The sequence below is a fragment of the Nonomuraea sp. WAC 01424 genome (assembly GCF_003947315.1).
In the GTDB taxonomy this organism is placed as follows: Bacteria; Actinomycetota; Actinomycetes; order Streptosporangiales; family Streptosporangiaceae; genus Nonomuraea; species Nonomuraea spiralis.
Genome location: NZ_QHHZ01000017.1, coordinates 238,743 through 262,345, shown reverse-complemented (window position 1 = coordinate 262,345; position 23,603 = coordinate 238,743). Strand labels below are relative to the sequence as shown.

Here is a 23,603-nt window from a genome sequence, read left to right as displayed (position 1 = left end):
CCAGCCGAATCATCCGCTAAAGGAAGCCCCCGTGACGCGCTCATACGCTTCTAGGTATCGCTGTCTGGTGCGCTCGACCACGTGGTCGGGAAGTCGAGGTGGGGGGTTTCCGGAGGATTTGTCCCATCCAGATTCGGGCGAGAGTAGCCAATCACGTACATATTGCTTGTCAAAAGAGGGTTGTGCCCGGCCCGGTTTCCACTCATCGGCCGGCCAGAATCTGGACGAGTCCGGCGTCAGCACCTCGTCGCCCAGCGTCAGGACACCCTCGGAGTCCCAGCCCAGCTCGATCTTGGTGTCGGCCAGGATGATGCCGCGCTCGCGGGCGATCTCGGCGCCGCGCGTGTAGACCTCCAGCGTGATGCGCCGCAGCTCCTCGGCCGTCTCCGCGCCGACCTCAGCGACCACCCGCTCGAAGGGGATCGGCTCGTCGTGCTCGCCCAGGGGGGCCTTCGTGGAGGGGGTGAAGATCGGCTCCGGCAACCGCGAGCCGTCCTCCAGCCCTTCGGGCAGCGGCACCCCGGAGACCGCGCCGGTCGCGCGGTATTCGGACAGGCCGCCGCCCGCGAGGTAGCCCCGGGCCACGCACTCCACCTGGACCATGCGCAGCGGCTTGCACAACACGCTGCGCGCGTCGTCGCCCCTGGCCAGGATGTGGTTGGGCACGACGTCCTTGAGCTGGTCGAACCACCACAGGGACATCTGCGTGAGGATGGCCCCCTTGTCGGGGATGTCGGGCTCCAGCACGTAGTCGAAGGCGGAGAGCCGGTCGGAGGCGACCATCAGCAGCCGGCCGTCGCCGGTCTCGTAGAGGTCGCGGACCTTGCCGGAGTGCAGGTGTCTCATCGGGCGATGTCCGTCCTGTGGTGCGAGCCGCGCAGCTCGACGCGGCCGACGAGGTCGTAGGCGTTGCGGCGGGCGATCTCCTGGTCGGGGCCGTTGCCGACGACGGTCAGCACGCGGCCGCCGTTGGAGACGACCTCGCCGCCGGGGCCGCGCCGGGTGCCGGCGTGGATCACGTACGCGTGCTCGGTCTCGGCCAGGCCCGTGATCACGTCGCCCTTCACCGGCGCGTCGGGGTAGTTCTCCGCGGCGATCACCACGGTCACCGCCGAGCCGTCCTTGAACACCGGGTCGAGGCCGAGCTCGCCGGTCGCGCACGCCATCAGCAGCCCGCCGAGCGGCGTCTCCAGCCGGTCGAGCAGCACCTGCGTCTCGGGGTCGCCGAAGCGCGCGTTGAACTCGACCACCTTCGGCCCCTTCTGGGTCAGGGCCAGCCCCACGTAGAGCACCCCCTGGTACGGCAGCCCGCGCCGGGCCAGCTCCCCGATCGTCGGGTGCACGACCTCGCGCATGACCTGCTCGGTGAGCCCCTCGGGAGCCCAGGGGAGCGGCGTGTACGCCCCCATGCCGCCGGTGTTGGGCCCCTCGTCGCCGTCGTAGGCCCGCTTGAAGTCCTGGGCGAGCTGCAACGGGACCGCCGTGCTGCCGTCGCAGAGCGCGAACAGCGAGACCTCGGGCCCGTCGAGGTACTCCTCGATCACCACCCGCTCGCAGGCCCGCGCGTGCTCCAGCGCCTGGTCGCGGTCGCGGGTGACGACCACGCCCTTGCCCGCCGCCAGCCCGTCGTCCTTGACGACGTAGGGGGCGCCGAACTCGTCGAGCGCCGCCGCGGCCTCCGCCTCGGTCTCGCACGTATGCGCCCGGGCGGTCGGTACGTCGGCGGCCTTCATGATCTCCTTGGCGAACGCCTTGGAGCCTTCGAGCATGGCCGCCTCGCGGGTCGGCCCGAAGCAGGCGATGCCGGCCTCGCGTACGGCGTCGGCCACGCCCGCGACGAGCGGCGCCTCCGGCCCGACCACGACGAGGTCGGCCCCCAGCCGCCCGGCCAGCGCGGCCACCTGGGCGGGATCGACGGGATCGACGGGATGGACGGTCGCGACGTCCTCGATGCCCGCATTGCCGGGGGCACAGTGGAGCTCGCTGACCTGGGGATCGAGTTTGAGCGAACGGCACAGGGCGTGTTCACGCCCGCCGGAACCGATGACTAGAACGCGCACGTGCCCCATTGTCGCAGGCCCCCCGCCCTGGCCCGGCGCGGGTCTCCGGCACATCCATGCCGGAACGGGCCCGCATCTTTGTGTGGTTCTACCTGATCCGAGGGCCCTCCGGCGGGTATCGTCGTTTGGGTTCACCCGCCTGTGGTAGGTTAAGGCGGCTTTGCGGCGTCTCTTGTGATTGGAGGTGGTCCGGGATGAATCCTGGTGATCCCAGCAGTACGTGCTCTTCCACGTACGCCCCAGCAACCCCCGACCACTCCAATCCGGCAGCCTGATCGTGCCTCCACGCATTTGTGTCGATTGAGGTGACTTTTCATCGCGCGTGGAGCGTGCCAGGTCGGGCGGAAAGGGACTGCCATGCGCTCGTCCACGCTTTTCCGTCGTATCAACCGTCACCCTGTTCAGCCGCGCGCCGCGCACTCGCTCACCAAGCCGGTGCGTGAGGTCTGCGTGCCCCCTGTCGACTCCATCGTCGAGTACGGCGCCTACATCCAGGGCAAGAAGGTCTGCGCCCCGGGCATCGTCGAGTCCCTCGAACTCGTACGTGAGCACAACAAGAACTCCGACGGCGTGAACGCGTTCGTCTGGGTCGGGCTGCACGAGCCCGAGGCGCCCGAGGTGGAGTGGCTGTCCGAGGTCTTCGGCCTGCACCCCCTGGCCGTCGAGGACGCGGTCAAGGCCCACCAGCGTCCCAAGGTGGAGCGCTACGGCGAGTCCCTGTTCATGGTGCTGAAGACGGTCGCCTACCTCGACCACGACGAGCTGACCGCCAACAGCGAGATCATCGCGACCGGCGAGATCATGGTGTTCCTCGGCGTCGACTTCGTGGTGACCGTGCGCCACGGCGAGCACTGCCCGCTCACCCTGGTCCGCGAGCGCCTTGAGGACAAGCCCAAGCTGATGAACCGCGGCCCGGCCGGCGTGCTGCACGCCATCGCCGACCACGTCGTCGACCAGTACCTCCAGGTGGCCGACCTGATGCAGCTCGAACTCGAAGAGGTCGAGGCGACCGTCTTCGCCGACGTCAGCTCCCGCGACATCAACCGGATCTACCAGCTCAAGCGGGAGATGCTCGAGATGAAGCGGGCGGTCACGCCGCTGCAGTCACCGCTGTCGGCGCTGCCGCAGCGCCGCGTCATCCCCTCGGAGATGCGCGAGTACTTCCGCGACGTCGGCGACCACCTGTCCCGCGTCTGCGAGCAGGTCGAGGCCTCCAACGAACTGTGCAGCTCGATCCTGCAGGCCGCGCTGGCCCGCTCGAACGCGCTGGCCAACGAGGACATGCGCAAGATCTCCTCGTGGGTAGCCATCCTGGCCGTCCCGACGATGATCGCCGGAATCTACGGCATGAACTTCGACTTCATGCCCGAGACCAAGCAGGTCTGGGGTTACCCCGCGGTGCTGGCCGTCATGATCACGGCCTGTGTGCTGCTGCACCGCGGCTTCCGCCGTAACGGCTGGCTCTGAACCGCGCTCAGACGCTCACGGGCCTGAGCGGCCGGACGCCCTCCGGCAGCTCGTGGCCGCGTTCGCGCCACAACTCCCGCATGCGGTCGGGGTAGTCGGTCACGATCCCGGCCACGCCGAGGTCGAGCATCCGCCCGGCCAGGGCCTGGTCGTTGACCGTCCACACCGCCACGTCGAGGTCCGCCGCGGCGGCCTGGGACATCAGCTTCTCGTCGACCATCACGTGCTCGGGCGAGAGCGTGGTGGCTCCGGCCTCGCGGGCCGCGGCGGGGATGTCGTCGCCCAGCCCGCCCTCGTGCCAGTGGAGGGTGTCGAGCTCGATCAGCGCGAACCGCCGGGCCGCCGGCGCGAGCCGGGCCGCGTGCGTGATGACGCGCCAGTCGAAGCTGAGCACGGCGGCGTTGGTGAGCCTGCCGTGGCGGTCGAGCTCCTCGACGACCAGCTCGGTGAACATCTCGGGGTCGGCGGTCAGCTCCGGCCTGGTCGGGTCGGACTTCAGCTCGACGTGCAGCCGTACGTTCTCGGCCTCGTAGGCGTTGACCAGCCCGAGCACCGCGCCGAGCGTCGGCATCCGGGTCTCCGGCATGGCGACCTGGGTGAGCGCGAACGGGTCGTCGAGGTGACGCGGCAGGCGCACGCCCACGTCGAGGGTGCGCAACTGGGCGAGGCTGAGCACGTTGATCGGCTTGCCGACGTACGGGAAGAGCGGATCGCCCTGGCGCAGCGGCCGGCGGTCGGCACTGGTGACGGCCGAGACCGTGAGGTCGTGCGTGAGCACGAGGCGGCGATCGGCGGTGAGGGCGACGTCGAACTCGAGCGCGTGGACGCCGAGCTCCATCGTGCGGCTCAGCCCTGGCAGGGTGTTCTCCGGCCACAGGCCCCGCGCTCCCCGGTGACCATGAATCTCAACGCGCACACGGGGGACACTACCTGGCGGAAGGCCCGCTGAGGCAGTGCCACGCCGTGTCCTTTTTATCCTGCTACGCCCTGGTCGAAGGTCGATGGTCGCCGGGGGGCTCTCCGACCGCTTTATTGCTGATAAATGCAACTACCTTGCAATAAGCTGGAACTCATGACGGAGGTTCGCAAACTAGCCCATACGGCAACAGTCCGGGCATGGGCGGACGGCTGGGCGATCTCCCGCAACGCCCCTCGGCCCGTACCCGAACCGTGGGGCCTCAGAGTGGACGTCGGCCTCCCCGGCCACGTGACGCGGCACATCGTCCCCGCCCCCACCCCGGAGCTCGTGGCCGGTCTGACCGGCGCCCTCACCGCCCCCGGCACCTGGCTCAAGCTCTGCGCCGCCGCCGAGGAGGTCGCACCCGTACTGTCCCCGAGCTGGACCGTGCAGGAGCAGGAGTTCATGATGACCACCGCCACCCTGCCCCGCATCACGCCGAAGGCCCCTTCCGGCTACACCCTGGCGATCACCACAAGGGCCGGCGTCACCGTGGCCCGGCTGCTCACGGACTCGGGCGAGGTGGCCGCCCGCGGCCAGTTCGCCCTCGCGGGCGGCGCCGCCGTGGTCGACCAGGTGGAGACGGCCGCCGGGCACCGCAGGCGCGGCCTCGGCACGGTCGTCATGACCGCGATCGCCGCCCCGGCCGTCTCCCGGGGGGCCCGGAGCGGCGTCCTGGTCGCCACCGCCGAAGGCCAGGCCCTTTACGAAACCCTCGGCTGGACCTTGCACACCCCGATGACGGCCGCCGTTCTCGCCGCGGCGGACAACTGAAGCCCCCACCAGACCTGCGTCGTCGCACGACGAGGGGCCCGGCGCGTGTCGCGCCGGGCCCCTCGTCCGCTTGACGTGCCGGTCAGACCAGCGAGCGAACCACCACGGTCTGGTCACGCCCCGGGCCGACGCCGATCGCCGAGATGGGCGCCCCGCTCATCTCCTCCAGCGCCCGCACGTACGACTGCGCGTTGGGCGGCAGGTCGTCGAACGACTTGGCGTTGGAGATGTCCTCCTTCCAGCCCGGCAGCTCCTCGTAGACCGGGACCGCGTGGTGGAAGTCGGTCTGGGTCATCGGGATCTCGTCGTGCCGCACCCCGTCGACCTCGTACGCCACGCACACCGGGATGCTCTCCAGCCCCGACAGGATGTCGAGCTTGGTGAGGAAGTAGTCGGTGATCCCGTTGATCCGGGTCGCGTAGCGGGCGATCACCGCGTCGAACCAGCCGCAACGCCGGTCGCGGCCGGTGGTGACGCCGTACTCGCCGCCGGTCCGGCGCAGCCACTCGCCCGTCTCGTCGGTCAGCTCCGTCGGGAACGGCCCCGAGCCCACACGGGTCGTGTACGCCTTCAGAATCCCGATGATCTTCGTGAGCCGGTTCGGCGGGATGCCCGCCCCGGCGCACGCGCCGCCCGACGTCGGCGACGAGGAGGTGACGAACGGGTACGTGCCGTGGTCGATGTCCAGCAGCGTGCCCTGACCGCCCTCCAGCAGGACGAACTTGCCCTCGTCCAGCGCCTTGGACAACACGAGCGAGGTGTCGGCGATGTGCGGCTTGAGCCGTTCGGCGTAGGCCAGGTACTCCTCCAGCACGGCGGCCGGATCGATGCCGCGCCGGTTGTAGACCTTGGTCAGCACCTGGTTCTTCTCGGTCAGGGCGACCTCGATCTTCTTGGCCAGGATGCCCGGGTCGAGCAGGTCCTGGACGCGTACGCCCATCCGGGCGATCTTGTCGCCGTACGCCGGGCCGATCCCGCGCCCGGTGGTGCCGATCTTGGCCTTGCCCAGATAGCGCTCGGTGACCTTGTCCAGCGCCTTGTGGTGAGGCATGATCAGGTGCGCGTTCGACGAGATCAGCAGGCGCTCGGCGGAGATCCCCCGCTTGGCCAGCCCGTCGATCTCGCTCAGCAGCACCCCCGGGTCGATCACCACGCCGTTGCCGATCACCGGTACGACCTCCGGCGACAGGATCCCCGTAGGCAAGAGATGCAGCGCGTATTTCTGGTCACCGATGACGACGGTGTGTCCCGCGTTGTTGCCACCCTGATAACGGACGACGTAGTCGACGTCGCCACCGAGCAGGTCGGTGGCCTTGCCCTTGCCCTCATCGCCCCACTGGGCCCCAACGAGAACGGCAGCCGGCATTGTTCAGTCTCCCGAGCACAAAACGAAAACCCCTGGCGCAAGTGCGACAGGGGCTCTTGCGTAGAGAGACTACCCGAGTCTGCCCATTCGTCCCAAGACGCGTGGCCCGAATGAGCTGCTAACCCTTGGCCAGCGCCTCGTATCCGGCCTCGGTGCTGTCCTTGAGGAACTGCAGACAGCGCTCGGCTTCGTCCTTCTCACCGATGGACTGCGCCGCCCTGGACAGGGCGTACAGGCAGCGCAGGAAGCCGCGGTTGGGCTCGTGCTCCCACGGGACCGGGCCGTGGCCCTTCCAGCCGCTCCGGCGGAGCTGGTCGAGGCCGCGGTGGTAGCCGGTGCGGGCGAAGGCGTAGGAGGTGACGGCATGGCCCTGCGCGAAGTATTCCTCCGCGAGCGCGGCCCATGCCCCCGGATAGGCGGGGAAGCGGGCGGCCACGTCGGCGGCCTTGGCTCCTGATTCGAGCGCCTCCCTGGCCTCGGGCAGGTCCGGCAGGTGAGTCGGGGGCGGCCCGGCGAGAAGGTTATCCATAGGACAAGTCATACCCGCCGTGCCGCCCAAGTGGCTAGGAGATCTTCGTCCCAGTCGACTTGAGGTTGTGGCAGGCCTCGACCACGCGGGCCGCCATGCCGGTCTCGGCGCTCTTGCCGTAGGCGCGCGGGTCGTACGCCTTCTTGTTGCCGACCTCGCCGTCGACCTTCAGGACGCCGTCGTAGTTGCGGAACATGTGGTCGGCGATCGGCCTGGTGAAGGCGTACTGGGTGTCGGTGTCGACGTTCATCTTGATCACGCCGTAGGAGATGGCCTCGTGGATCTCCTCCAGCAGCGAGCCGGAGCCGCCGTGGAAGACCAGGTCGAACGGCTTGTCCTTGCCGTACTTGGCGCCGACGGCCTCCTGGATGTCCTTCAGCACGCTCGGGCGCAGCTTCACGTGGCCCGGCTTGTAGACGCCGTGCACGTTGCCGAACGTGGCGGCCAGCATGTAGCGGCCCTGGTCGCCGACGCCCACGGCCTCGGCCGTGGCCAGCGCGTCCTCGGGGGTGGTGTAGAGCTTCTCGTTGATCTCGCCGACGACGCCGTCCTCCTCGCCGCCGACCACGCCGATCTCCATCTCCATGATGATCCGGGCGCGGGCGCACTTCTCCAGGAGCTCCTTGGCGATCTCCAGGTTCTCCTCCAGCGGCACGGCCGAGCCGTCCCACATGTGGGACTGGAAGAGCGGGTCGAGGCCCTTCGCCACTCGTTCGAGCGAGATGTCGATCAGCGGCCGCATGTAGCCGTCGAGCTTGTCCTTCGGGCAGTGGTCGGTGTGCAGCGCCACCGTGACCGGGTATTTGGCGGCCACCACGCGGGCGTACTCGGCCAGGGCGGTCGCGCCCGTCACCATGTCCTTGACCGTGGTGCCGGACAGGAACTCCGCGCCGCCCGTCGAGACCTGCACGATGCCGTCGCTCTCGGCTTCGGCGAACCCGCGCAGCGCGGCGTTCAAGGTCTGGGACGAGGTCACGTTGATCGCCGGATAGGCGAACCCGCCCGCCTTGGCACGGTCGAGCATCTCGGCGTAGACCTCTGGAGTCGCGATGGGCATAAGTCATCTCCCTGAGAAGTACGGCTTCGCGCTTGCCCAGTATCCCGGCTCGCAACCGCAACTGGTAGTGACAACGCCAGCCGGATGGCCACATCCGATCGGCTCCGCTCCGGGTAGGCTCACGGGGTGGACTGGCTCTGGAATCTCCTCGACCCGACGTGGTGGCTCACGATCCTCGGCGCCTTCGCCACGATCGGCGTCCTGGCCATCATCTTCGCCGAGACGGGTCTGCTGCTCGGTTTCTTCCTGCCGGGCGACTCGCTGCTGGTGGCCGCGGGGATCTTCAGTTCCGCGTCGCTGGTCGTGGGCGAGGCGCCGCCGATCTCCTTCCCCGTCCTGGTCATCGGCACACCGCTGTGCGCCATCGCGGGCGCCCAGCTCGGCCATTTCCTGGGGGCCAGGTTCGGCAGGAGGATGTTCGACAAGCCGGACTCACGGCTGTTCAAGCGCGAACACGTGATGCGGGCCGAGGAGTTCTTCCAGAAGTTCGGGCCGGCCAGGGCGGTCGTGCTGGCGCGGTTCGTGCCGATCGTCCGCACGTTCATGAACCCCGTGGCCGGCGTGCTGGAGATGCCGGCCAGGCGCTTCTTCCTGTGGAACGTCATCGGTGGCGTGGTGTGGGTCGAGGGCCTGGTGCTGCTCGGCTACTTCCTCGGCAGCAAGGTCGATCCCAAGCAGATCGACAAGTACATCCTGCCGGGCGTGTTCATCATCGTCTTCATCTCGCTGATCCCGATCATCATCGAGTTCGTCAAGAAGCGCCGCGAGCGCAAGCGGCTGCCCGTGCCCAACGGCAAGCACCACCGCGTGCCCTCCAGCACCGACCCCCAGCCCTGACCCCTCGGCGCTGACCGGGCCCGGGGTTACCGCCGGGTACAGTGCCCCCTGTGGGACGCCACAGGTCAGCTCCGCTGGGAAGAATCGTCCGGTCAGCCCTCATCGTCCTGGCGGTGGGGGCCGTGGCGACACTGCTGGTCGTCGGCGTACGCGCGCTGATCGGCTCGCCCGGCGCGCAACCGGAGCGGCCCGCGTCCACCGCCACCGCCCTCGCCCGGCCGAGCGAGGCCCGGGTGCCCACCGTACGCATCGAGTGCGTGGCCGACGTCTGCCCGACGGTCACCGTACGCGTCCCCGGCGGCGACGTGCTCCAGCACCGGGAGATGAGCGGCGGCGAGGAGGTCAGCTACTTCGAGCCCGAGCTCGACGTCGTGCTCGGCGGCGCGGGCACCGTCCGCGTCACCGAGAACGGCAGCCCCCGCGCCCCGAAGGAGAAGGGCACGAGGGAGTCCTTCACAGTCCGAGGTCCTGGAGGCTGAAGGCGGTGCGGTAGTCGAGCCCTTCCTCCGCCATCCGCGCGCCCGCGCCCCGGTCGACGATCGTGGCCACGGCCACCACCTCCGCGCCCGCCTCCCGCAGCGCCTCGACGGCGGTCAGCGGCGAGCCGCCGGTCGTCGAGGTGTCCTCCACGACCAGCACCCGGCGACCCTTGACCTCGGGGCCCTCGATCCTGCGCTGCATCCCGTGCGCCTTCTGCGTCTTGCGCACCACGAACGCGTCGAGCGTGCGCCCGCGCGCCGCCGCCGCGTGCAGCATCGCGCAGGCCACCGGGTCGGCTCCCATCGTGAGGCCGCCCACGGCGTCGAAGTCGAGATCGTCGGTCAGGTCGAGCATCACCCCGCCGACGAGCGGCGCGGCCACCCCGTCGAGCGTGATGCGCCGCAGGTCGAGGTAGAAGTCGGCCTCCTTGCCCGAGGAGAGCGTGACCTTGCCGTGGATGACGGCCTTGCGCTTGATCTCGGCCAGCAGGTTGTCGCGGTCTGTCATGCGCCCAAGCTTAGGGTCCCGGGCTCGGCGCGGGCGGCGCGGCGTCTCGTCCCGGTGAACGCCCGGCACGTCCTCGTCCATGCGTCTCCCGAAGGTCCCCGGAGGTAAAGGCGGAGCTTCGGTTTAGTCATGACGGTAGATGCGGAATGATTGCGCGGGGCAACCCGGCGTAATCGTGAGGTCACAATGAGTGTGGAATCGCCGCTAAGCGATGCTGACCTGCTGAAGGAGGTCAGGGCGGGAGACGCGGCCGCCTACGGACGGCTCTACGAGCGTCACGTCGCCGCCGCGCGTGCCCTGGCCAGGCAGTTGGTCAGGGGCGAGTCCGAGGTCGAGGACGTCATGGCGGAGTCGTTCACGAAGATCCTCGACCTGGTGGGCCGGGGCGGCGGGCCGGAGTCGGGCTTCCGCACCTACCTGCTGACCGTCGTGCGCCGTACGGTCTACGACCGCCACAGGGTCGAGAGCCGCCAGGTGACCACGGGCGAGATCGAGCAGTACGACCCGGGCGTGCCCTTCGTCGACCCCGCGCTCGTCGGCCTTGAGCGGTCGATGATCTCCCGGGCGTTCCTGTCGCTGCCCGAGCGGTGGCGGGCGGTGCTCTGGCACACCGAGGTGGAGAAGTGCAAGCCGGCCGAGGTCGCGTCGCTGCTCGGGCTGTCGGCCAACGGCGTGGCGGCGCTCGCCTACCGGGCGCGCGAGGGGCTGCGGCAGGCGTACCTCCAGATGCATCTGCGCGCGGCGCCGGCGCACGAGTGCCGTCCGGTGATCGGCAAGATGGGCGCCTACGTCCGGGGTGGGCTGGCCAGGCGCGACTCCCGCACGGTCGACGAACACGTCAACGACTGCGAGGAGTGCCACGGTGTGCTGCTCGAACTGGCCGACGTCAACCGCGGCCTGCGCGTCATCGTCGGCCCGCTCGTCGCCGGTCCGGTCTTCGCGGGCTACGCCGCGGCGCTGGCCAAGGCGGGTTCGGCCGCCGGCGGCGCGGGCTGGTTGTCGCGGTTGTCCGGCCGGTTGCGGCGCACGCCGTCCCGGCAGCAGGTCTTGACGGCGGGCGGCGTCGCGGTCGCGTCGGCGGCGGTGGCGGCGTTCGTGCTGGTGTCGGGGGAGGAGCCGGCGACCAGGCCGCCCGCCGCCGCCGCGCCCCTGGCCCAGCCGGCGGCGTCGGTGCAGCCGGTGCCGATGCCCGTGCCGAGCGAGCCGCCGGCGCGGGTCCCGCCGCCCAGGAGGGAGCCGCCGGGCAGGCCCCGGCTGCGCGCCACGATCGACGCGCTCGGCGCCCTCGTACGCGCCCAGCCCGGCATCGTCGGCCTGCGCCTGCGCAACGACGGCGACGGCCCGAGCGGCGAGCTGGCCGCGACCGTGGAGCTGCCGCCCGGCGTGACCCTCCTCCCACCCGCCAGGCGCGGCCACGGCGTCGCGCTGCTCGCTCCCGTGGGTACCGTCGACGGCTGGTCCTGCCGCCAGGCCGGTCTGGGCGCGCGGTGCGTCAGGCAGCCGCTGGCGGCCGGGCAGGGCACGGCGGTGTTCCTGCGCGTGCTGGTGTCCGAGCAGGCCCCTGAGGGCGCCGGTCCCGCCGTGCTCGTGGACGGCGGCGGGCCGCGCGTCAGGGCCAGGGCCGAGCAGGGGGTCCGTACGGTGGGGGCGTCGGCCAGGTTCGCCACCGAGGGCAGGGTGGCCGTCCGGGCCGTCGGCAACACGCTGCTGAGCTGTTCCGAGGAGCACGACGGCTGCGCGGAGGCCAGGCGCCGCCAGGGCGACCGGCGTGACAACGATCTTTGGCCGATGACCGCACTCGACCAGGACTCCAGCCCGGCCACCACCGCCTCCAGCGCGGCCAGGCTCACTCTGCCCAAGGACAGCCGGGTCGTGTGGGCCGGCCTCTACTGGTCGGCGAGCGGCACGGAGGCGGGGCCGATCAAGGTCAGGGCGCCGGGCCGCCGCACGTACGTGTCGGTCCGTCCCGACCACGTCACGACCCTCGCCATGCCGCTCGGCCCGGCCTACCAGGCCTTCGCCGACGTCACCGCGCTGGCCGGGCAGGCACGTCCGAACGGCTTCTGGTGGGCGGCCGACGCGCCGATGGCCGAGGGGGCCTCCAACCATGCCGGGTGGAGCCTGGTGATGATCGTGACCGGGCCGCGGCAGCCGTACAGCCAGGCCGTGGTGCTCGACACGGCCACTGTCGTCGGCGGGCCGACCAGGATGATCCACCTGCCGCTCGGCGGCCTGAGCCCGGTCGCCGCGCCCGCCAGGGCCGAGCTGGTGACCTGGGAGGGCGACGCCGACCTCGGGGGCGACAAGGTCTCGCTGGGCACCGGCGCGATCAGGCCCGGGAGCGGCGACCGCGACCGCGACAACGTCTTCGACGGCTCCGCCAACGGCGCCGCGGGCATGACCTTCGGCGTGGACGTCGACACGGTGGCCGCCGAGCTGGGCCGCCGCGATCCGGGGCTGACGATCGCGGCCGACAGGGACGTCGTGCTGTTCGGGGTCGCCGCACTGAGCGTCAGGGCGCGCTCGTGACCACGAACGGGACAAACTGGTACGGTCTGCCTAAATGGTCCGGCTGGACGGCGGCCTGCGGTCGAATCGTCGGGATTAACCCTCGCACGATCACCAGCTTTCATTACCCTGAGAGAGGGCCGCCGAGTCCGGTCTCTGACGGTGCAGAGCCAGCAAGGTCGGACCACCATGAAAGGGGCGGTGTCAGTGGATCGCTGTGCGCTGTTCGTGGACGCTGGCTATCTGCTGGCAGACGGAGCGATGGCCGTGCACGGCACTCGCCATCGAGAAGCCGTCGCCTGGGACTATCCCGGGTTGCTCCAGCTGATGACCAACCTGTCGCGCGAGCGCACGGGCCTGCCGCTGCTGCGGTGCTACTGGTACGAGGCGACCGTCGAAGGCCGCCGCACCCCGGAGCACGACGCACTGGCCGACATCCCGGGCCTCAAGCTCAGACTCTCGCGCATCCGGCCGGGCCGCCGCGAAGGCGTCGACGCCCAGGTCCACCGCGACCTCATGACCCTCGCCCGCAACACCGCCATCTGCGACGCCGTCGTCGTCAGCGGCGACGAGGACCTCGCCCAGGTGGTGTGCGACGCGCAAGACCTCGGCATCAGGGTCACCGTCATCCACATCGCCGCCGACGGCGGGTGGGCCGTGTCCCGGTCGTTGCGGCAGGAGTGCGACGACCTGGTCGAGCTGGGCGGCGTCCACCTGCGGCCCTACGTCACCATGGTGTCCGGCGCCACCGAGTCCTCCAACGGCCACCACCAGCCGCTCAGCAACGGGCACGCCGCCCACTCGCTGCCGCCCGCCCCGGTGTCCGCGCCGCCGTCCTCGCCGGCCTCGCTACCGCCGGCGCAGTCCACGGGCAGCCATGCGGCCAGCCCGTCCTCCTCCGGCAGCCACGCGGCCTCGGGGCAGCCGTCCGCCAACGGGCCGGTGTCGTCGCGGGGGCAGTCGTCCTCGCCGCCGGTGTTGCCCTCGTACTCGGGGTACCAGGAGCAGCCGCCGTCCATCCCGCCGTCCGTGCCGCCGTCCGCCACGCCGGCGACCGGGCCGCTGCAGCAGCCGCAGTCGGCCTCGCCAAGCACCGGTCAGTTCGCGACGCCGTCCTCGGGGGGCACGTACCAGGCGGCGCAGCTCGGGCCGTACACCGGGCCGCAGCCCGCGCCGGTCTCACCGCCGCCCGCCGCGACCGCCGGCGCCACCACGCTGGCCGACGCCGTGAAGGCCGCCCACCGCGAGGGGCACGACTTCGGGGAGTCCGTGGCCCGCGACGCGCCCGCGCTGTGGCTGGAGGCGGTGCTCGCCCGCAAGCCGCGCATGCCCTCCGACCTGGAGGCCCGCCTCTTGCAGGGCTCCTCGCTGCCGATCGACTTCCTCCTGCACGACGAGGTCCGCCACGCCCTGCGCCGCGGCTTCTGGGACGCCCTCGAACGCGCCCGCCACTGACCCCGCCCCGCCGTCTTCCGCCGCCTCTCGCGGCCCATCCCCGTGCCCCCGCGCTGCCCGCGGGAAAAGAGGGACGCCCGGGCGCCGATGGGCGGTCCGGGCGTCGGGTGGTGCGGGGGGAAGTCAGGAGAGCGCGTCGAAGCCGGCGCGCAGGTGGGTGAGCCGGTCCGTCAGGTCGGCCAGCGGTACGGCGAGCGCCGGATCCTGCGACTTGCGGGCCAGCTCCCGAACCCGGGCCAGCTCGTCCTCCACGGCCGTGAGCCGCCGGGACAACTCCGGCAGGACGGAGGCGTGATCCCCGGCTCCGGGCGGCAACTCGCCGGTCAGCCGCTCCCGGAGCAACGACGCCTGCTCGGCCAGGCGCTTGTTCATGTTGTAGAGCTCGGTGAACACCGACACCTTCGCGCGCAACACCCACGGGTCGAACGGCTTGGTGAGGTAGTCGACCGCGCCCGCCGCGTAGCCGCGGAAGGCGTAGTCGGGAGCGCTGTCGACCACGGTCAGGAAGATGATCGGGATGTTCCTGGTCCGCTCCCGCCGCTTGATGTGCGCGGCCGTCTCGAACCCGTCCATGCCCGGCATCCGGACATCGAGCAGGATCAACGCGAACTCGGTGTTGAGCAGCGCCTTGAGCGCCTCCTCACCCGACCTGGCGCGTACGGGCACCAGGTCGAGCGAGCTGAGGATCGCCTCCAGGGCGATCAGATTCTCCTCGCGGTCGTCGACCAGGAGGATCTTGGCACGGTCCGGCATCGATCACGACCCTTCGGCAGATGAGGGCGACGAGTCGGTCGTGGCCCCTCGCCCACGGCTGAGCCATCCGCGCAGCCGTTCGAGCAGGCGATCGACATCGACCGGCTTGGGCACGTAGTCGGACGCGCCCGAGGCGATGCTCTTCTCGCGATCACCTCGCATGACCTTAGCGGTCAGCGCGATGATCGGCAGGTCGGCGAACTGCGGCATGCGCCGGATGGCCGAGGTCGTGGCCCAGCCGTCCATCTCCGGCATCATGATGTCCATCAGCACGAGCGCGACGTCCTCGTTGCGTTCGAGCTGCTCGATGCCCTCGCGGCCGTTCTCGGCGTAGACGACCGTGGAGCCGTGTCGTTCCAGCACGCTGGTGAGGGCGAACACGTTGCGGATGTCGTCGTCCACGATGAGGATCTTGGCGCCGTTGAGCGGGTCGTCGCCCTGCCACTGGGCGGGCGTCTCCACCGGCGCGTCGACCAGCTCGGGCATCGGCAGGTCGAGCGGCATCGGCGGCTCCGGCATGGTCGCGGCGGCGGCCTGTTCCTCGGCGGGCGAGGTCATGAGCTGCCGGCGCGGGGCCGTGCTGCCGTCGGTGGCCGCGAGCGGGCCGGTGTAGGAGGCGGGCAGGTAGAGCGTGAACGTGCTGCCCCTGCCCAGCTCGCTCTCGACGTGGATCTCGCCGCCGAGCAGGCGGGCGATGTCGCGGCAGATGGCCAGGCCGAGGCCGGTGCCGCCGTACTTGCGGCTGGTGGTGCCGTCGGCCTGCCTGAACGCCTCGAAGATGACCTCGCGTTTGTCGGGCGCGATGCCGATGCCGGTGTCGATCACCTGGAAGGCCAGCAGGTCGCTGGCGTCGTGCAGAGTGTCGTCGTCGAAGTCGACGCCCCGGGGCGCCGCCGCGACCCGCAGCTTGACCTCGCCCTTCGGGGTGAACTTCACCGCGTTGGACAGCAGGTTGCGCAGCACCTGCTGCAGGCGCTGCTCGTCGGCCCGCAGCTCGCTTGGCACGTCGGAGGCCACCTCGACGCTGAACGACAACCCCTTGTCCTGGGCCAGCGGCGCGAAGGCCGCCTCCAGCAGGTCGACCATCTTGGGCAACGACACCTGGATCGGATGGATGTCCATCCGGCCCGCCTCGACCTTCGACAGGTCGAGCATGTCGTTGATCAGCTGGAGCAGCGCCGACCCCGCGCTGTGGATCGTACGGGCGAACTCGACCTGCTGGGAGGTCAGGTTGCCCTCGGCGTTCTCGGTCAGCAGCTTGGCCAGCACCAGCAGGCTGTTGAGCGGGGTGCGCAGCTCGTGGGACATGTTCGCGAGGAACTCGGACTTGTACCGCGAGGAGACCGCGAGCTGCTCGGCGCGCTCCTCCAGGGTGCGGCGGGCCTGCTCGATCTGGAAGTTCTGGATCTCGATCGCGCGGTTCTGCTTGGCCAGCAGCGCCGCCTTGTCCTCCAGCTCGGCGTTGGACCTGCGCAGCTCCTCCTGCTGCCGCTGCAGCTCGTCGGAGCGCTCCTGCAGCTCGCGGGTGAGCCGCTGGGACTCGGTCAGCAGGTCTTCGGTACGGGAGTTGGCGATGATCGTGTTCATCGTGACGCCGATGGTCTCGACCAGCTGCGTCAGGAAGTCGAGGTGCACCTCGCCGAACGGCGTGAACGAGGCCAGCTCCAGCACGCCGAGCACGCGGTTCTCGAACAGGATCGGCAGCACCACGATCTGCGCGGGCGTGGACTGGCTGAGCCCGCTGTCGATGGTGATGAACTGCGGCGGCACGTCGTCGAGGATGATGTGCCGGCCCTCGGCCGCCGCCTGGCCGACGATGCCCTCGCCGATCGCGAAGCGCCGGCGCGGCCCCCGGTCGGGACGTACGCCGTAGCCGCCGATCAGCGTCAGCTCGTGGTCGCCCTCGGGGTCGATGCCGTAGAAGGCGCCGTAGCGGGCCGAGACCAGCGGCGTCAGCTCGCTCATCGTCAGCTTGGCCACCTCGAACAGGTCGCGGTGACCCTGCATGAGCCGGGAGATGCGGGCCAGGTTGGACTTGAGCCAGTCCTGCTCCTGGTTGGCCTGGGTGGTCTCGCGGAGGTTGGCCACCATCGAGTTGATGTTGTCCTTCAGCTCCGCCAGCTCGCCCTGGGCCTCGACGGCGATCGACCTGGTCAGGTCGCCCCGGGCCACGGCGCTGGTCACGGTCGCGATGGCGCGCACCTGCGTGGTCAGGTTGCCGGCCAGCTCGTTGACGCTCTCGGTGAGCCGCTTCCAGGTGCCCTCGACGCCCTCGACCCGGGCCTGGCCGCCGAGCTGGCCCTCCGAGCCCACCTCGCGGGCCACCCGGGTGACCTCGGAGGCGAACGAGGAGAGCTGGTCGACCATCCGGTTGATGGTGGTCTTCAGCGCCAGGATCTCGCCTTGGGCGTCGACGTCGATCTTGCGGGTCAGGTCGCCGTTGGCGACGGCCGTGGTGACCTCGGCGATGTTGCGCACCTGATAGGTCAGGTTGTTCGCCATGAAGTTGACGTTGTCGGTGAGGTCCTTCCAGACGCCCGACACGCCCTGCACCCGCGCCTGGCCGCCGAGCTGCCCCTGCGTGCCCACCTCGCGGGCCACCCGGGTGACCTCGTCGGCGAACGACGAGAGCTGGTCGACCATGGTGTTGAGGGTGTCCTTGAGCTGGAGGATCTCGCCCTGGGCATCGACGGTGATCTTCCTGGACAGGTTGCCCTGCGCCACCGCGGACGAGACGGCCGCGATCTGGCGCACCTGCGAGGTCAGGTTGTTGGCCATCGAGTTGACGTTGTCCGTGAGGTCCTTCCAGACCCCGGACACACCGCGTACCTGTGCCTGGCCGCCGAGCTGGCCCTCGGTGCCCACCTCGCGGGCCACGCGGGTGACCTCGGAGGCGAACGAGGACAGCTGCTCGACCATCGTGTTCATGGTCGACTTGAGCTCCAGGATCTCGCCCTGTGCGTCGACGTCGATCTTGCGGGTCAGGTCGCCGTTGGCCACGGCCGTGGTCACCTGGGCGATGTTGCGCACCTGATAGGTCAGGTTGTTGGCCATCGAGTTGACGTTGTCGGTGAGGTCCTTCCAGACGCCCGACACGCCCTTCACCTCGGCGCGCCCGCCGAGCTTGCCTTCGGTGCCGACCTCGCGGGCCACGCGGGTGACCTCGTCGGCGAACGATGAGAGCTGGTCGACCATGGTGTTGAGGGTGTCCTTGAGCTGAAGGATCTCGCCCTCGGCGTCAACCGTGATCTTCTTCGACAGGTTGCCCTGGGCGACCGCCGTGGCCACGGTCGCGATCGAACGCACCTGTGAGGTCAGGTTGTTGGCCATGAAGTTGACGTTGTCGGTGAGGTCCTTCCAGACGCCCGACACGCCCGTCACCTGCGCCTGGCCGCCGAGCTGGCCTTCCGTGCCGACCTCGCGGGCGACCCTGGTGACCTCCTCGGCGAAGCCCGAGAGCTGGTCGACCATCGTGTTGACGGTGTTCTTCAGCTCGAACATCTCGCCCACGGCGTCGACCGTGACCTTGCGGCTCAGGTCGCCCTTGGCGACCGCCGTGGTCACCACGGCGATGTCGCGGACCTGCGCGGCCACGCGCGAGGACATCGTGTTGACGGCCTCGGTGAGGTCGCGCCAGCTTCCCGACATGCCGCGCAGGTTGGCGCTGCCGCCCAGCCTGCCCTCGGTGCCCGCCTCGCGGGCCACGCGGGTGACCTCGGAGTTGAACAGGGCGAGCTGGTCGACCATGCCGTTGATGGCCTTGCCCAGGCGGCGTACCTCGCCGCGGGCCGAGCGGTCGAGGTCGATGCGCCGCGACAGGTCGCCCTTGGCCACCGCGTCGATCACGTCGGCCGTCCCGCTGACCGGGCTCACCAGCGCGTCGATCAGCATGTTGACCGACTCGACGCTCTCCGACCACGCCCCGACCCCGGGGCCGGGCGTCAGCCGTTCGCCGAAGCGGCCTTCCTTGACGACCTCCTTGCGAACTCGTGCCAGCTCGTTCGCGAGGTGTTCGCGGCGGTCGGCCACTTCGTTGAGCAACAGACGCACTTCGCTGAGGATGCCGGGGGGCGCATGCGGGACCCGACGCCGGAAATCGCCATCACGCCAAGAGAAAAGAGTCTCCAGGACGGGAACGAGATCCGATTCTGTATAGGTCCTCTCCTCCGGACTTGTTACGGCCTTGGCCGTGGTCATGTGGCCTCCTTCACTCGCGGCGGGTCCCGGCGAGTGATTCAAGTCTGTCACGATGAGTAGCTCGCAGTCCTGCCCTTGGATTTACCCCAAGTCAGCGAGAAGTGTGGTAGGCACGTTGGGATGACTGCATCTCCCCATGCGGTGCTGGCTGCGACCTTCGCGCCGGGCGAGACCGCTGTGACGGCTGCGATGAGGTTCACGCGTGAGGTGATGACCGCGTGGGCCACCGTCGGCGTGCTCCACACCGCCGAACAGGTGGCCGGTGATCTCGCGGAGCAGGTCTCTGACGAGCCGTTTGAGGTGATTTGGAAGCATTACGGCGATGCCGTCCAGGTCGAACTGCGACAACGGATCAACTCCCACGGCGATCCGAAAGCTCCCTCCGTGAACGTGGAAGAGTGGGGAGTCACCTTCGCGGGCGATTCCCGTGTCCATTGGGCAAGGCTCACGCTACCCGGCTCGGCCGACCGCGTGGCCGCCGAATGGCTGGAGGAGAGCGCCAGGGGCCCCCACTGGCTGGGTTTCCTGGCCGACGCGAGCGACCTGCTGGCCGGCACCCTCGACCCCGACATGGTTCCGGCGATCATCGCGCAGATCGTCGTGCCCCGCCTGTCGAGCTGGTGCGCCGTCTACACCGCCGACAGCTCGATGGGGCCGTTGCGGCTGGTCTACCTGTGGCACGCCGACGAGGCCCGCATCGCCGGCCTGCGCGAGCAGCTCGCCGGCATGGACGTGGGCGCGGCCGACACCAGGGTCACCTCCACCATCCACCTGACCGACTCCCAGGTGCTGGCCGTGCCGCTCACGGCGCGCGGCCGAGGGCTCGGCATGATGTGCCTGGGCCGCTCCGACCGGTTCCCCGACGAGGTCATCCAGTTCGCCGAGGACATCGGCCGGCGTGCCGCGCTCGCCATGGACAACGCCCGGCTCTACGCCCAGCAGGCCGCGGCCAACCGGGCGTTGCAGCGCAGCCTCCTGCCGCCCAACGAGCCCGAGGTGCCCGGCCTCGACTACGGCGTCATCTACGAGCCCGCCGGCGAGGCCAACGAGGTCGGCGGCGACTTCTACGACCTGTACAAGGCGGGCGACGACTCCTGGCGCTTCGCGATCGGCGACGTCTGCGGCACGGGCCCCGAGGCCGCCGCGGTGACCGGCCTGGCCCGCCACACGCTGCGCCTGCTGGCCCGCGAGGGCTACGGCGTGGCCGCCGTGCTCGGCCGGCTCAACCAGGCGATCCTGGAGGAGGGCGAGCGGGCCAGGTTCCTCACGCTGCTCCACGGCGACATCACCCCCGTGAAGTCCGGCCTGGAGGTGCGGCTGGTGTCGGCGGGCCATCCCGAGGCCCTGCGGCTCAAACCGAGCGGCAAGGTGGAGGCGGTGACCACGCCCCAATCGCTGCTCGGCGTCTTCCACGAGGTCGTCTTCGAGGCCGACACCATCCACCTCGACCACGGCGACGTGCTGCTCGCGGTGACCGACGGCGTGACCGAGCGGCGCTCGGGCGGGCGGCTGCTCGACGACGACGGCGGCCTGGCCAAGCTGCTGGCCGAGTGCGCCGGGTTGTCGGCCAGGGCAGTGGCCGAGCGCATCCGCAGGGGCGCGGCGGAGTTCGCCTCCGAGCCGAGCGCCGACGACCTCGCGATCGTGGTCCTGCGCGCCCGCTGACCGCGCGGGAGCGCCCCGCAGGAGCGCTCCCAAAACGTGCGCGAGTCAGTCAGCCGATGTGTACGTGCTTGCGGGCGAACTCCAGTTGCAGGGCCGTCTGCGCGATGCGTTCGGCGACCACGAGCGAGCCGCGGATGGCGCCGTAGGTGTAGAGCTCGTGCTCGCGTCCGTGCTCGGCCAGTTTGGCCACGTACTTCTCGATCTGGCGCAGCGGGCAGCGGGTGTCGTTCTCGCCGGCGAGGATCAGCAGCGGGCTCTTGATCTGGTCCACGTACGTGATCGGCGAGCAGAAGGCGTAACGCTCGGGCTGCTCGTCGGGGGAGCCGCCGAGCAGGGCGCGCTGGTAGGCGCGCAGGCTCTCGGCCTCGTCCTCGTAGCAGGTCTGGTGGCAGGCGATGGGCACCGCGGCGATGCCCGCGGCCCACAGGCCGGGCTGGACGCCGAGGCCGAGCAGCGCGAGGTAGCCGCCCCAGGCGGTGCCGGCCAGGACGAGCCGGGCGGGGTCGATCGTGCCCCGGTCCACCAGCAACTGGCGTACGGCGTCGATGTCGGCCAGCTCGATGTGCCCCACGTCGCCGTGCAGCGCGTCCCGCCAGGCCGAGCCGTAGCCGGTCGAGCCGCGGTAGTTGACGCGGACGACGGCGAAGCCCGCGTCCACCCAGGCGGCGACCTCGGGGGAGAAGGAGTCGGTGTCGTGGGCGGTCGGGCCGCCGTGCATGAGGAAGATCGCCGGGTACGGCGCCGCGCCGGTCTCGGGCTTGGACACCAGGGCGTGGATGCGGCCGCCTGGGCCCTCGACGTCGACGTCCTCGACGGGGACGCTGGGCGGCGCGGACGGCCCGCCGGGGTTGAGCACGACCTGGCCGTTGCTCGACCGGATGACCGGCGGGCGCGAGCCGCTGGACCAGGAGTACTCGATGTGGCCGCCGGGGCGCGGCGCGGCCTCGTCGATCACGCCGTGCGGGGTGTCGATGAGCGTCAGGACGCCGCCCGCCAGGTCGTAGCGGTGCAGGTAGCTGCGGGCGCGGTGGTCGCGCACGATGAGCAGGCCGCGGCCGTCGTCGAACCATTCGGCCGCCAGGTCGCCGGGGTCCTTCAGCCAGATCTCGCGCTGCTCGCCGGTGACCGGGTCCCAGACGAGGGGCTCGTGGCGCTGGCGGCGTTCGTGCAGGGTCAGCAGGCGGCGGTCGCCGACGACCGGGGCGAAGCTGAGGCCGTGCACGCCCTTGTCGGGGCCGTCGTAGAGCTCGCCGACGGTCTCGCCGTTCTGGTCGACGACGCGGAGCGCCGGGCGGCGGAAGTCGCCGTACTCGCCGTGGTTGATGGCGATGAGGGAGCCGTCGAGGGACATGTCGGTCACCCAGGCGGCCTCGGCGTGCTCGTACAGCAGCTTGGCCGGTGCTCCCGGGCGTACCAGGTGGATCCGGAACGTGCCCTCGCTGGCCAGGCTGATGGCGGCCATGCCGGTCGCCGACAGCGCGATGCCGCCCGGCTGGCCCGGCGGCAGGCCGGGGGCGGCCAGCTCGCTCGGCCCGCCGTTGAACGGCTGACGCCACCAGCTCCCGAACTCGTCGCCGTCGGTGTCGGCGAACCAGTAGATCCACTGTCCCGCCGGGTCGATCGCCGCGTGCGCGGTGCCCTTGGGCCGGTCGGTGACCTGGCGTACGGCGCCCGTCACCCGGTCCCAGGCGTAGACCTCCCACGTCCCTGTGGCGTTGGAGCGGTAGATGGAGCGGTTCGGGGCCTGGCGTGCCCAGGTCGGCAACGTCATGCGCGACGCACGGAACCTGGCCTGCCAGCGTTCCTCCGCCTTCATCCGGCGCGCCCCCTCCCATCGATGGCCCACGCCCTCTGGGTGCGGGATGCCGTCCAGTATTGCGCCTGAGTCGGGGAAATACTCGGGGAATGTGGGGGAATTTCGGACTAAATGCCCCATCAGTAACACCAGTCGCAGACGCCCGTCAAGGAACAGGTCTTGATTCGGGCTCAGGCTCGAAGATAGACAGATGAAACGCGGCTCTGACCGTAACTTTATTCTGGCCATTCTCGGCACGTCGGCTGAAATATCCGGATATGCGGGCTTCTAGCTCGGCGGGATCAGTGTGCCACGCGCTCGGGCCCATTCCCACGACCTGGACCATCTCGTCCTGTCCGAGTCTCATGTCGAACTCGATCGTGTGCCGCCCGGTCTGTGCGAACCCCTCCATGCTGCGGGCCACGCGGCGATCCTTCTCCTCGTCCACCGAGAGCAGCCCCAGCTCCTCGACCAGCGGGCTCAGATGAGCCGCGGCCGGCGTCGCGACGATCGCCGCACCGCCCGGGCGCAGGATCCTGCGGAACTCGGGCCCGTTCCTGGGCGCGAACACATCGATCACCACATCGGCCACCCCATGCCGGATCGGGAGCGGCCGCCACACGTCCGCCACGAACGCCCCCAGCCTCGGATGCGCCCGCGCTGCCCGCCGTACGGCGTGCTTGGACACGTCGAACGCCATCCCGATGCCACCGTTCACCGCATTCAGCACGGCCGCCAGGTAGTGCCCGGTGCCCGTACCGGCGTCGACGATCACTGGTGCGACCCTGCCCGCCGCGCCACGACCTTCGACGATCACCGGTCCAACTCCTGGACCGGCCTCCACACCCGCCCCACGGTACGCTCTCGGCCCGGTTCCGTCATTCGATTCAGTAGAAGATTCACGTTTTTCTGGGGCGCTCCCGGCATCCGTACGCGCCCGCACGGCCTCCGCCAGCGCCGCGGCCAGCGGATCGTAGTGGCCGGCCTCCAGGAACGCGGCCCGCGCGGCCACCATCGCGGGGCTGTCGGCGGTGCCGGGCGGTCGTGAGCCGGTGAGCAGGCTGACGTATCCCTGCTTGGCCACGTCGAAGGAGTGCCCGCGCGCGCACCTCAGGGTGCCGTCGGCGAGCTCCACGTCCGCACGGCAGACGGGGCAGATCAGGTGTTCGACGATGTCGGCCAGCATGCGCCCATT

18 protein-coding genes are annotated in these 23,603 nt (G+C 70.4%); 7 read left to right on the top strand and 11 right to left on the bottom strand.

What is annotated here, in order from left to right; all coding sequences use genetic code 11:
* Positions 1-9: 9 nt before the first annotated feature.
* Both DMB42_RS40030 and purD read right to left on the bottom strand, forming a co-directional pair.
* Positions 10-846 carry a phosphoribosylaminoimidazolesuccinocarboxamide synthase gene (locus DMB42_RS40030; protein WP_125644138.1) on the bottom strand — a complete coding sequence of 279 codons (837 nt, stop codon included), beginning with the start codon at positions 844-846 and terminating at the stop codon, positions 10-12.
* Positions 843-2,060 (bottom strand): phosphoribosylamine--glycine ligase, encoded by a 1,218-nt coding sequence (gene purD, locus DMB42_RS40025; protein WP_125644136.1) that lies wholly within the window; start codon positions 2,058-2,060, stop codon positions 843-845. The genes DMB42_RS40030 and purD overlap by 4 nt, the downstream gene beginning before the upstream one ends.
* Before the next feature lie 450 nt (positions 2,061-2,510).
* On the opposite strand from purD, the gene corA reads away from it, so the two are divergent.
* Positions 2,511-3,527: a magnesium/cobalt transporter CorA gene (gene corA, locus DMB42_RS40020; protein WP_260478213.1), complete on the top strand. Its 1,017-nt coding sequence runs from the start codon at positions 2,511-2,513 to the stop codon at positions 3,525-3,527.
* Positions 3,528-3,534: 7 nt separating this feature from the next.
* On the opposite strand, the gene DMB42_RS40015 is transcribed toward corA, so the two are convergent.
* Positions 3,535-4,443, bottom strand: coding sequence for a glycerophosphodiester phosphodiesterase family protein (locus DMB42_RS40015; protein ID WP_125644132.1), 909 nt, complete (start codon positions 4,441-4,443; stop codon positions 3,535-3,537).
* A gap of 267 nt (positions 4,444-4,710) precedes the next feature.
* Between DMB42_RS40015 and DMB42_RS40010 the strand changes: the two genes are divergently transcribed.
* Entirely contained in the window at positions 4,711-5,259 is a 549-nt protein-coding gene (locus tag DMB42_RS40010; protein ID WP_125644130.1) for a GNAT family N-acetyltransferase, read from the top strand.
* Between the two features lie 82 nt (positions 5,260-5,341).
* On the opposite strand, the gene DMB42_RS40005 is transcribed toward DMB42_RS40010, so the two are convergent.
* The 3 genes from DMB42_RS40005 to fbaA all read right to left on the bottom strand — a co-directional run bounded on the left by DMB42_RS40005 (position 5,342) and on the right by fbaA (position 8,211).
* Positions 5,342-6,625 (bottom strand): adenylosuccinate synthase, encoded by a 1,284-nt coding sequence (locus tag DMB42_RS40005; RefSeq protein WP_125644128.1) that lies wholly within the window; start codon positions 6,623-6,625, stop codon positions 5,342-5,344.
* Positions 6,626-6,743: 118 nt separating this feature from the next.
* The gene (locus tag DMB42_RS40000; protein ID WP_221762553.1) at positions 6,744-7,154 is read right to left on the bottom strand and encodes a DUF3151 domain-containing protein; all 411 of its coding nucleotides are present in this window, start codon (positions 7,152-7,154) and stop codon (positions 6,744-6,746) included.
* A gap of 34 nt (positions 7,155-7,188) precedes the next feature.
* Positions 7,189-8,211, bottom strand: coding sequence for a class II fructose-bisphosphate aldolase (fbaA, locus tag DMB42_RS39995; RefSeq protein WP_125644124.1), 1,023 nt, complete (start codon positions 8,209-8,211; stop codon positions 7,189-7,191).
* A 126-nt stretch (positions 8,212-8,337) separates the two neighbouring features.
* On the opposite strand from fbaA, the gene DMB42_RS39990 reads away from it, so the two are divergent.
* Both DMB42_RS39990 and DMB42_RS39985 read left to right on the top strand, forming a co-directional pair.
* Positions 8,338-9,048 (top strand): DedA family protein, encoded by a 711-nt coding sequence (locus DMB42_RS39990; RefSeq protein WP_125644122.1) that lies wholly within the window; start codon positions 8,338-8,340, stop codon positions 9,046-9,048.
* Positions 9,049-9,098: 50 nt separating this feature from the next.
* Entirely contained in the window at positions 9,099-9,527 is a 429-nt protein-coding gene (locus tag DMB42_RS39985) for a hypothetical protein (protein WP_125644120.1), read from the top strand.
* Here the strand turns inward: DMB42_RS39985 and pyrE are convergent.
* A complete protein-coding gene (gene pyrE / locus DMB42_RS39980) occupies positions 9,502-10,035 on the bottom strand; it encodes an orotate phosphoribosyltransferase (protein WP_125644118.1) in 534 nt (177 codons plus the stop codon). The genes DMB42_RS39985 and pyrE overlap by 26 nt on opposite strands.
* A gap of 192 nt (positions 10,036-10,227) precedes the next feature.
* On the opposite strand from pyrE, the gene DMB42_RS39975 reads away from it, so the two are divergent.
* Together DMB42_RS39975 and DMB42_RS39970 are read left to right on the top strand one after the other, a co-directional pair.
* Positions 10,228-12,564: a sigma-70 family RNA polymerase sigma factor gene (locus tag DMB42_RS39975; RefSeq protein ID WP_260478212.1), complete on the top strand. Its 2,337-nt coding sequence runs from the start codon at positions 10,228-10,230 to the stop codon at positions 12,562-12,564.
* A 186-nt stretch (positions 12,565-12,750) separates the two neighbouring features.
* On the top strand, positions 12,751-13,998 hold the full coding sequence (locus tag DMB42_RS39970; protein ID WP_125644114.1) for an NYN domain-containing protein: 1,248 nt from the start codon (positions 12,751-12,753) through the stop codon (positions 13,996-13,998).
* A gap of 123 nt (positions 13,999-14,121) precedes the next feature.
* On the opposite strand, the gene DMB42_RS39965 is transcribed toward DMB42_RS39970, so the two are convergent.
* Together DMB42_RS39965 and DMB42_RS39960 are read right to left on the bottom strand one after the other, a co-directional pair.
* Positions 14,122-14,751: a two-component system response regulator gene (locus DMB42_RS39965; RefSeq protein ID WP_125644112.1), complete on the bottom strand. Its 630-nt coding sequence runs from the start codon at positions 14,749-14,751 to the stop codon at positions 14,122-14,124.
* Positions 14,752-14,754: 3 nt separating this feature from the next.
* On the bottom strand, positions 14,755-18,948 hold the full coding sequence (locus DMB42_RS39960) for a HAMP domain-containing protein (RefSeq protein WP_125644110.1): 4,194 nt from the start codon (positions 18,946-18,948) through the stop codon (positions 14,755-14,757).
* A 384-nt stretch (positions 18,949-19,332) separates the two neighbouring features.
* Here DMB42_RS39960 and DMB42_RS39955 point away from each other — a divergent pair, with 384 nt between their 5' ends.
* Positions 19,333-20,613 carry a PP2C family protein-serine/threonine phosphatase gene (locus tag DMB42_RS39955; RefSeq protein WP_260478211.1) on the top strand — a complete coding sequence of 427 codons (1,281 nt, stop codon included), beginning with the start codon at positions 19,333-19,335 and terminating at the stop codon, positions 20,611-20,613.
* 49 nt (positions 20,614-20,662) lie between these two features.
* Here DMB42_RS39955 and DMB42_RS39950 read toward each other — a convergent pair whose 3' ends face one another.
* Together DMB42_RS39950 and DMB42_RS53725 are read right to left on the bottom strand one after the other, a co-directional pair.
* Positions 20,663-22,429: a prolyl oligopeptidase family serine peptidase gene (locus DMB42_RS39950; protein WP_125644265.1), complete on the bottom strand. Its 1,767-nt coding sequence runs from the start codon at positions 22,427-22,429 to the stop codon at positions 20,663-20,665.
* A 145-nt stretch (positions 22,430-22,574) separates the two neighbouring features.
* Positions 22,575-23,594 carry a putative RNA methyltransferase gene (locus DMB42_RS53725; RefSeq protein ID WP_185845113.1) on the bottom strand — a complete coding sequence of 340 codons (1,020 nt, stop codon included), beginning with the start codon at positions 23,592-23,594 and terminating at the stop codon, positions 22,575-22,577.
* Between the last annotated feature and the right edge of the window lie 9 nt (positions 23,595-23,603).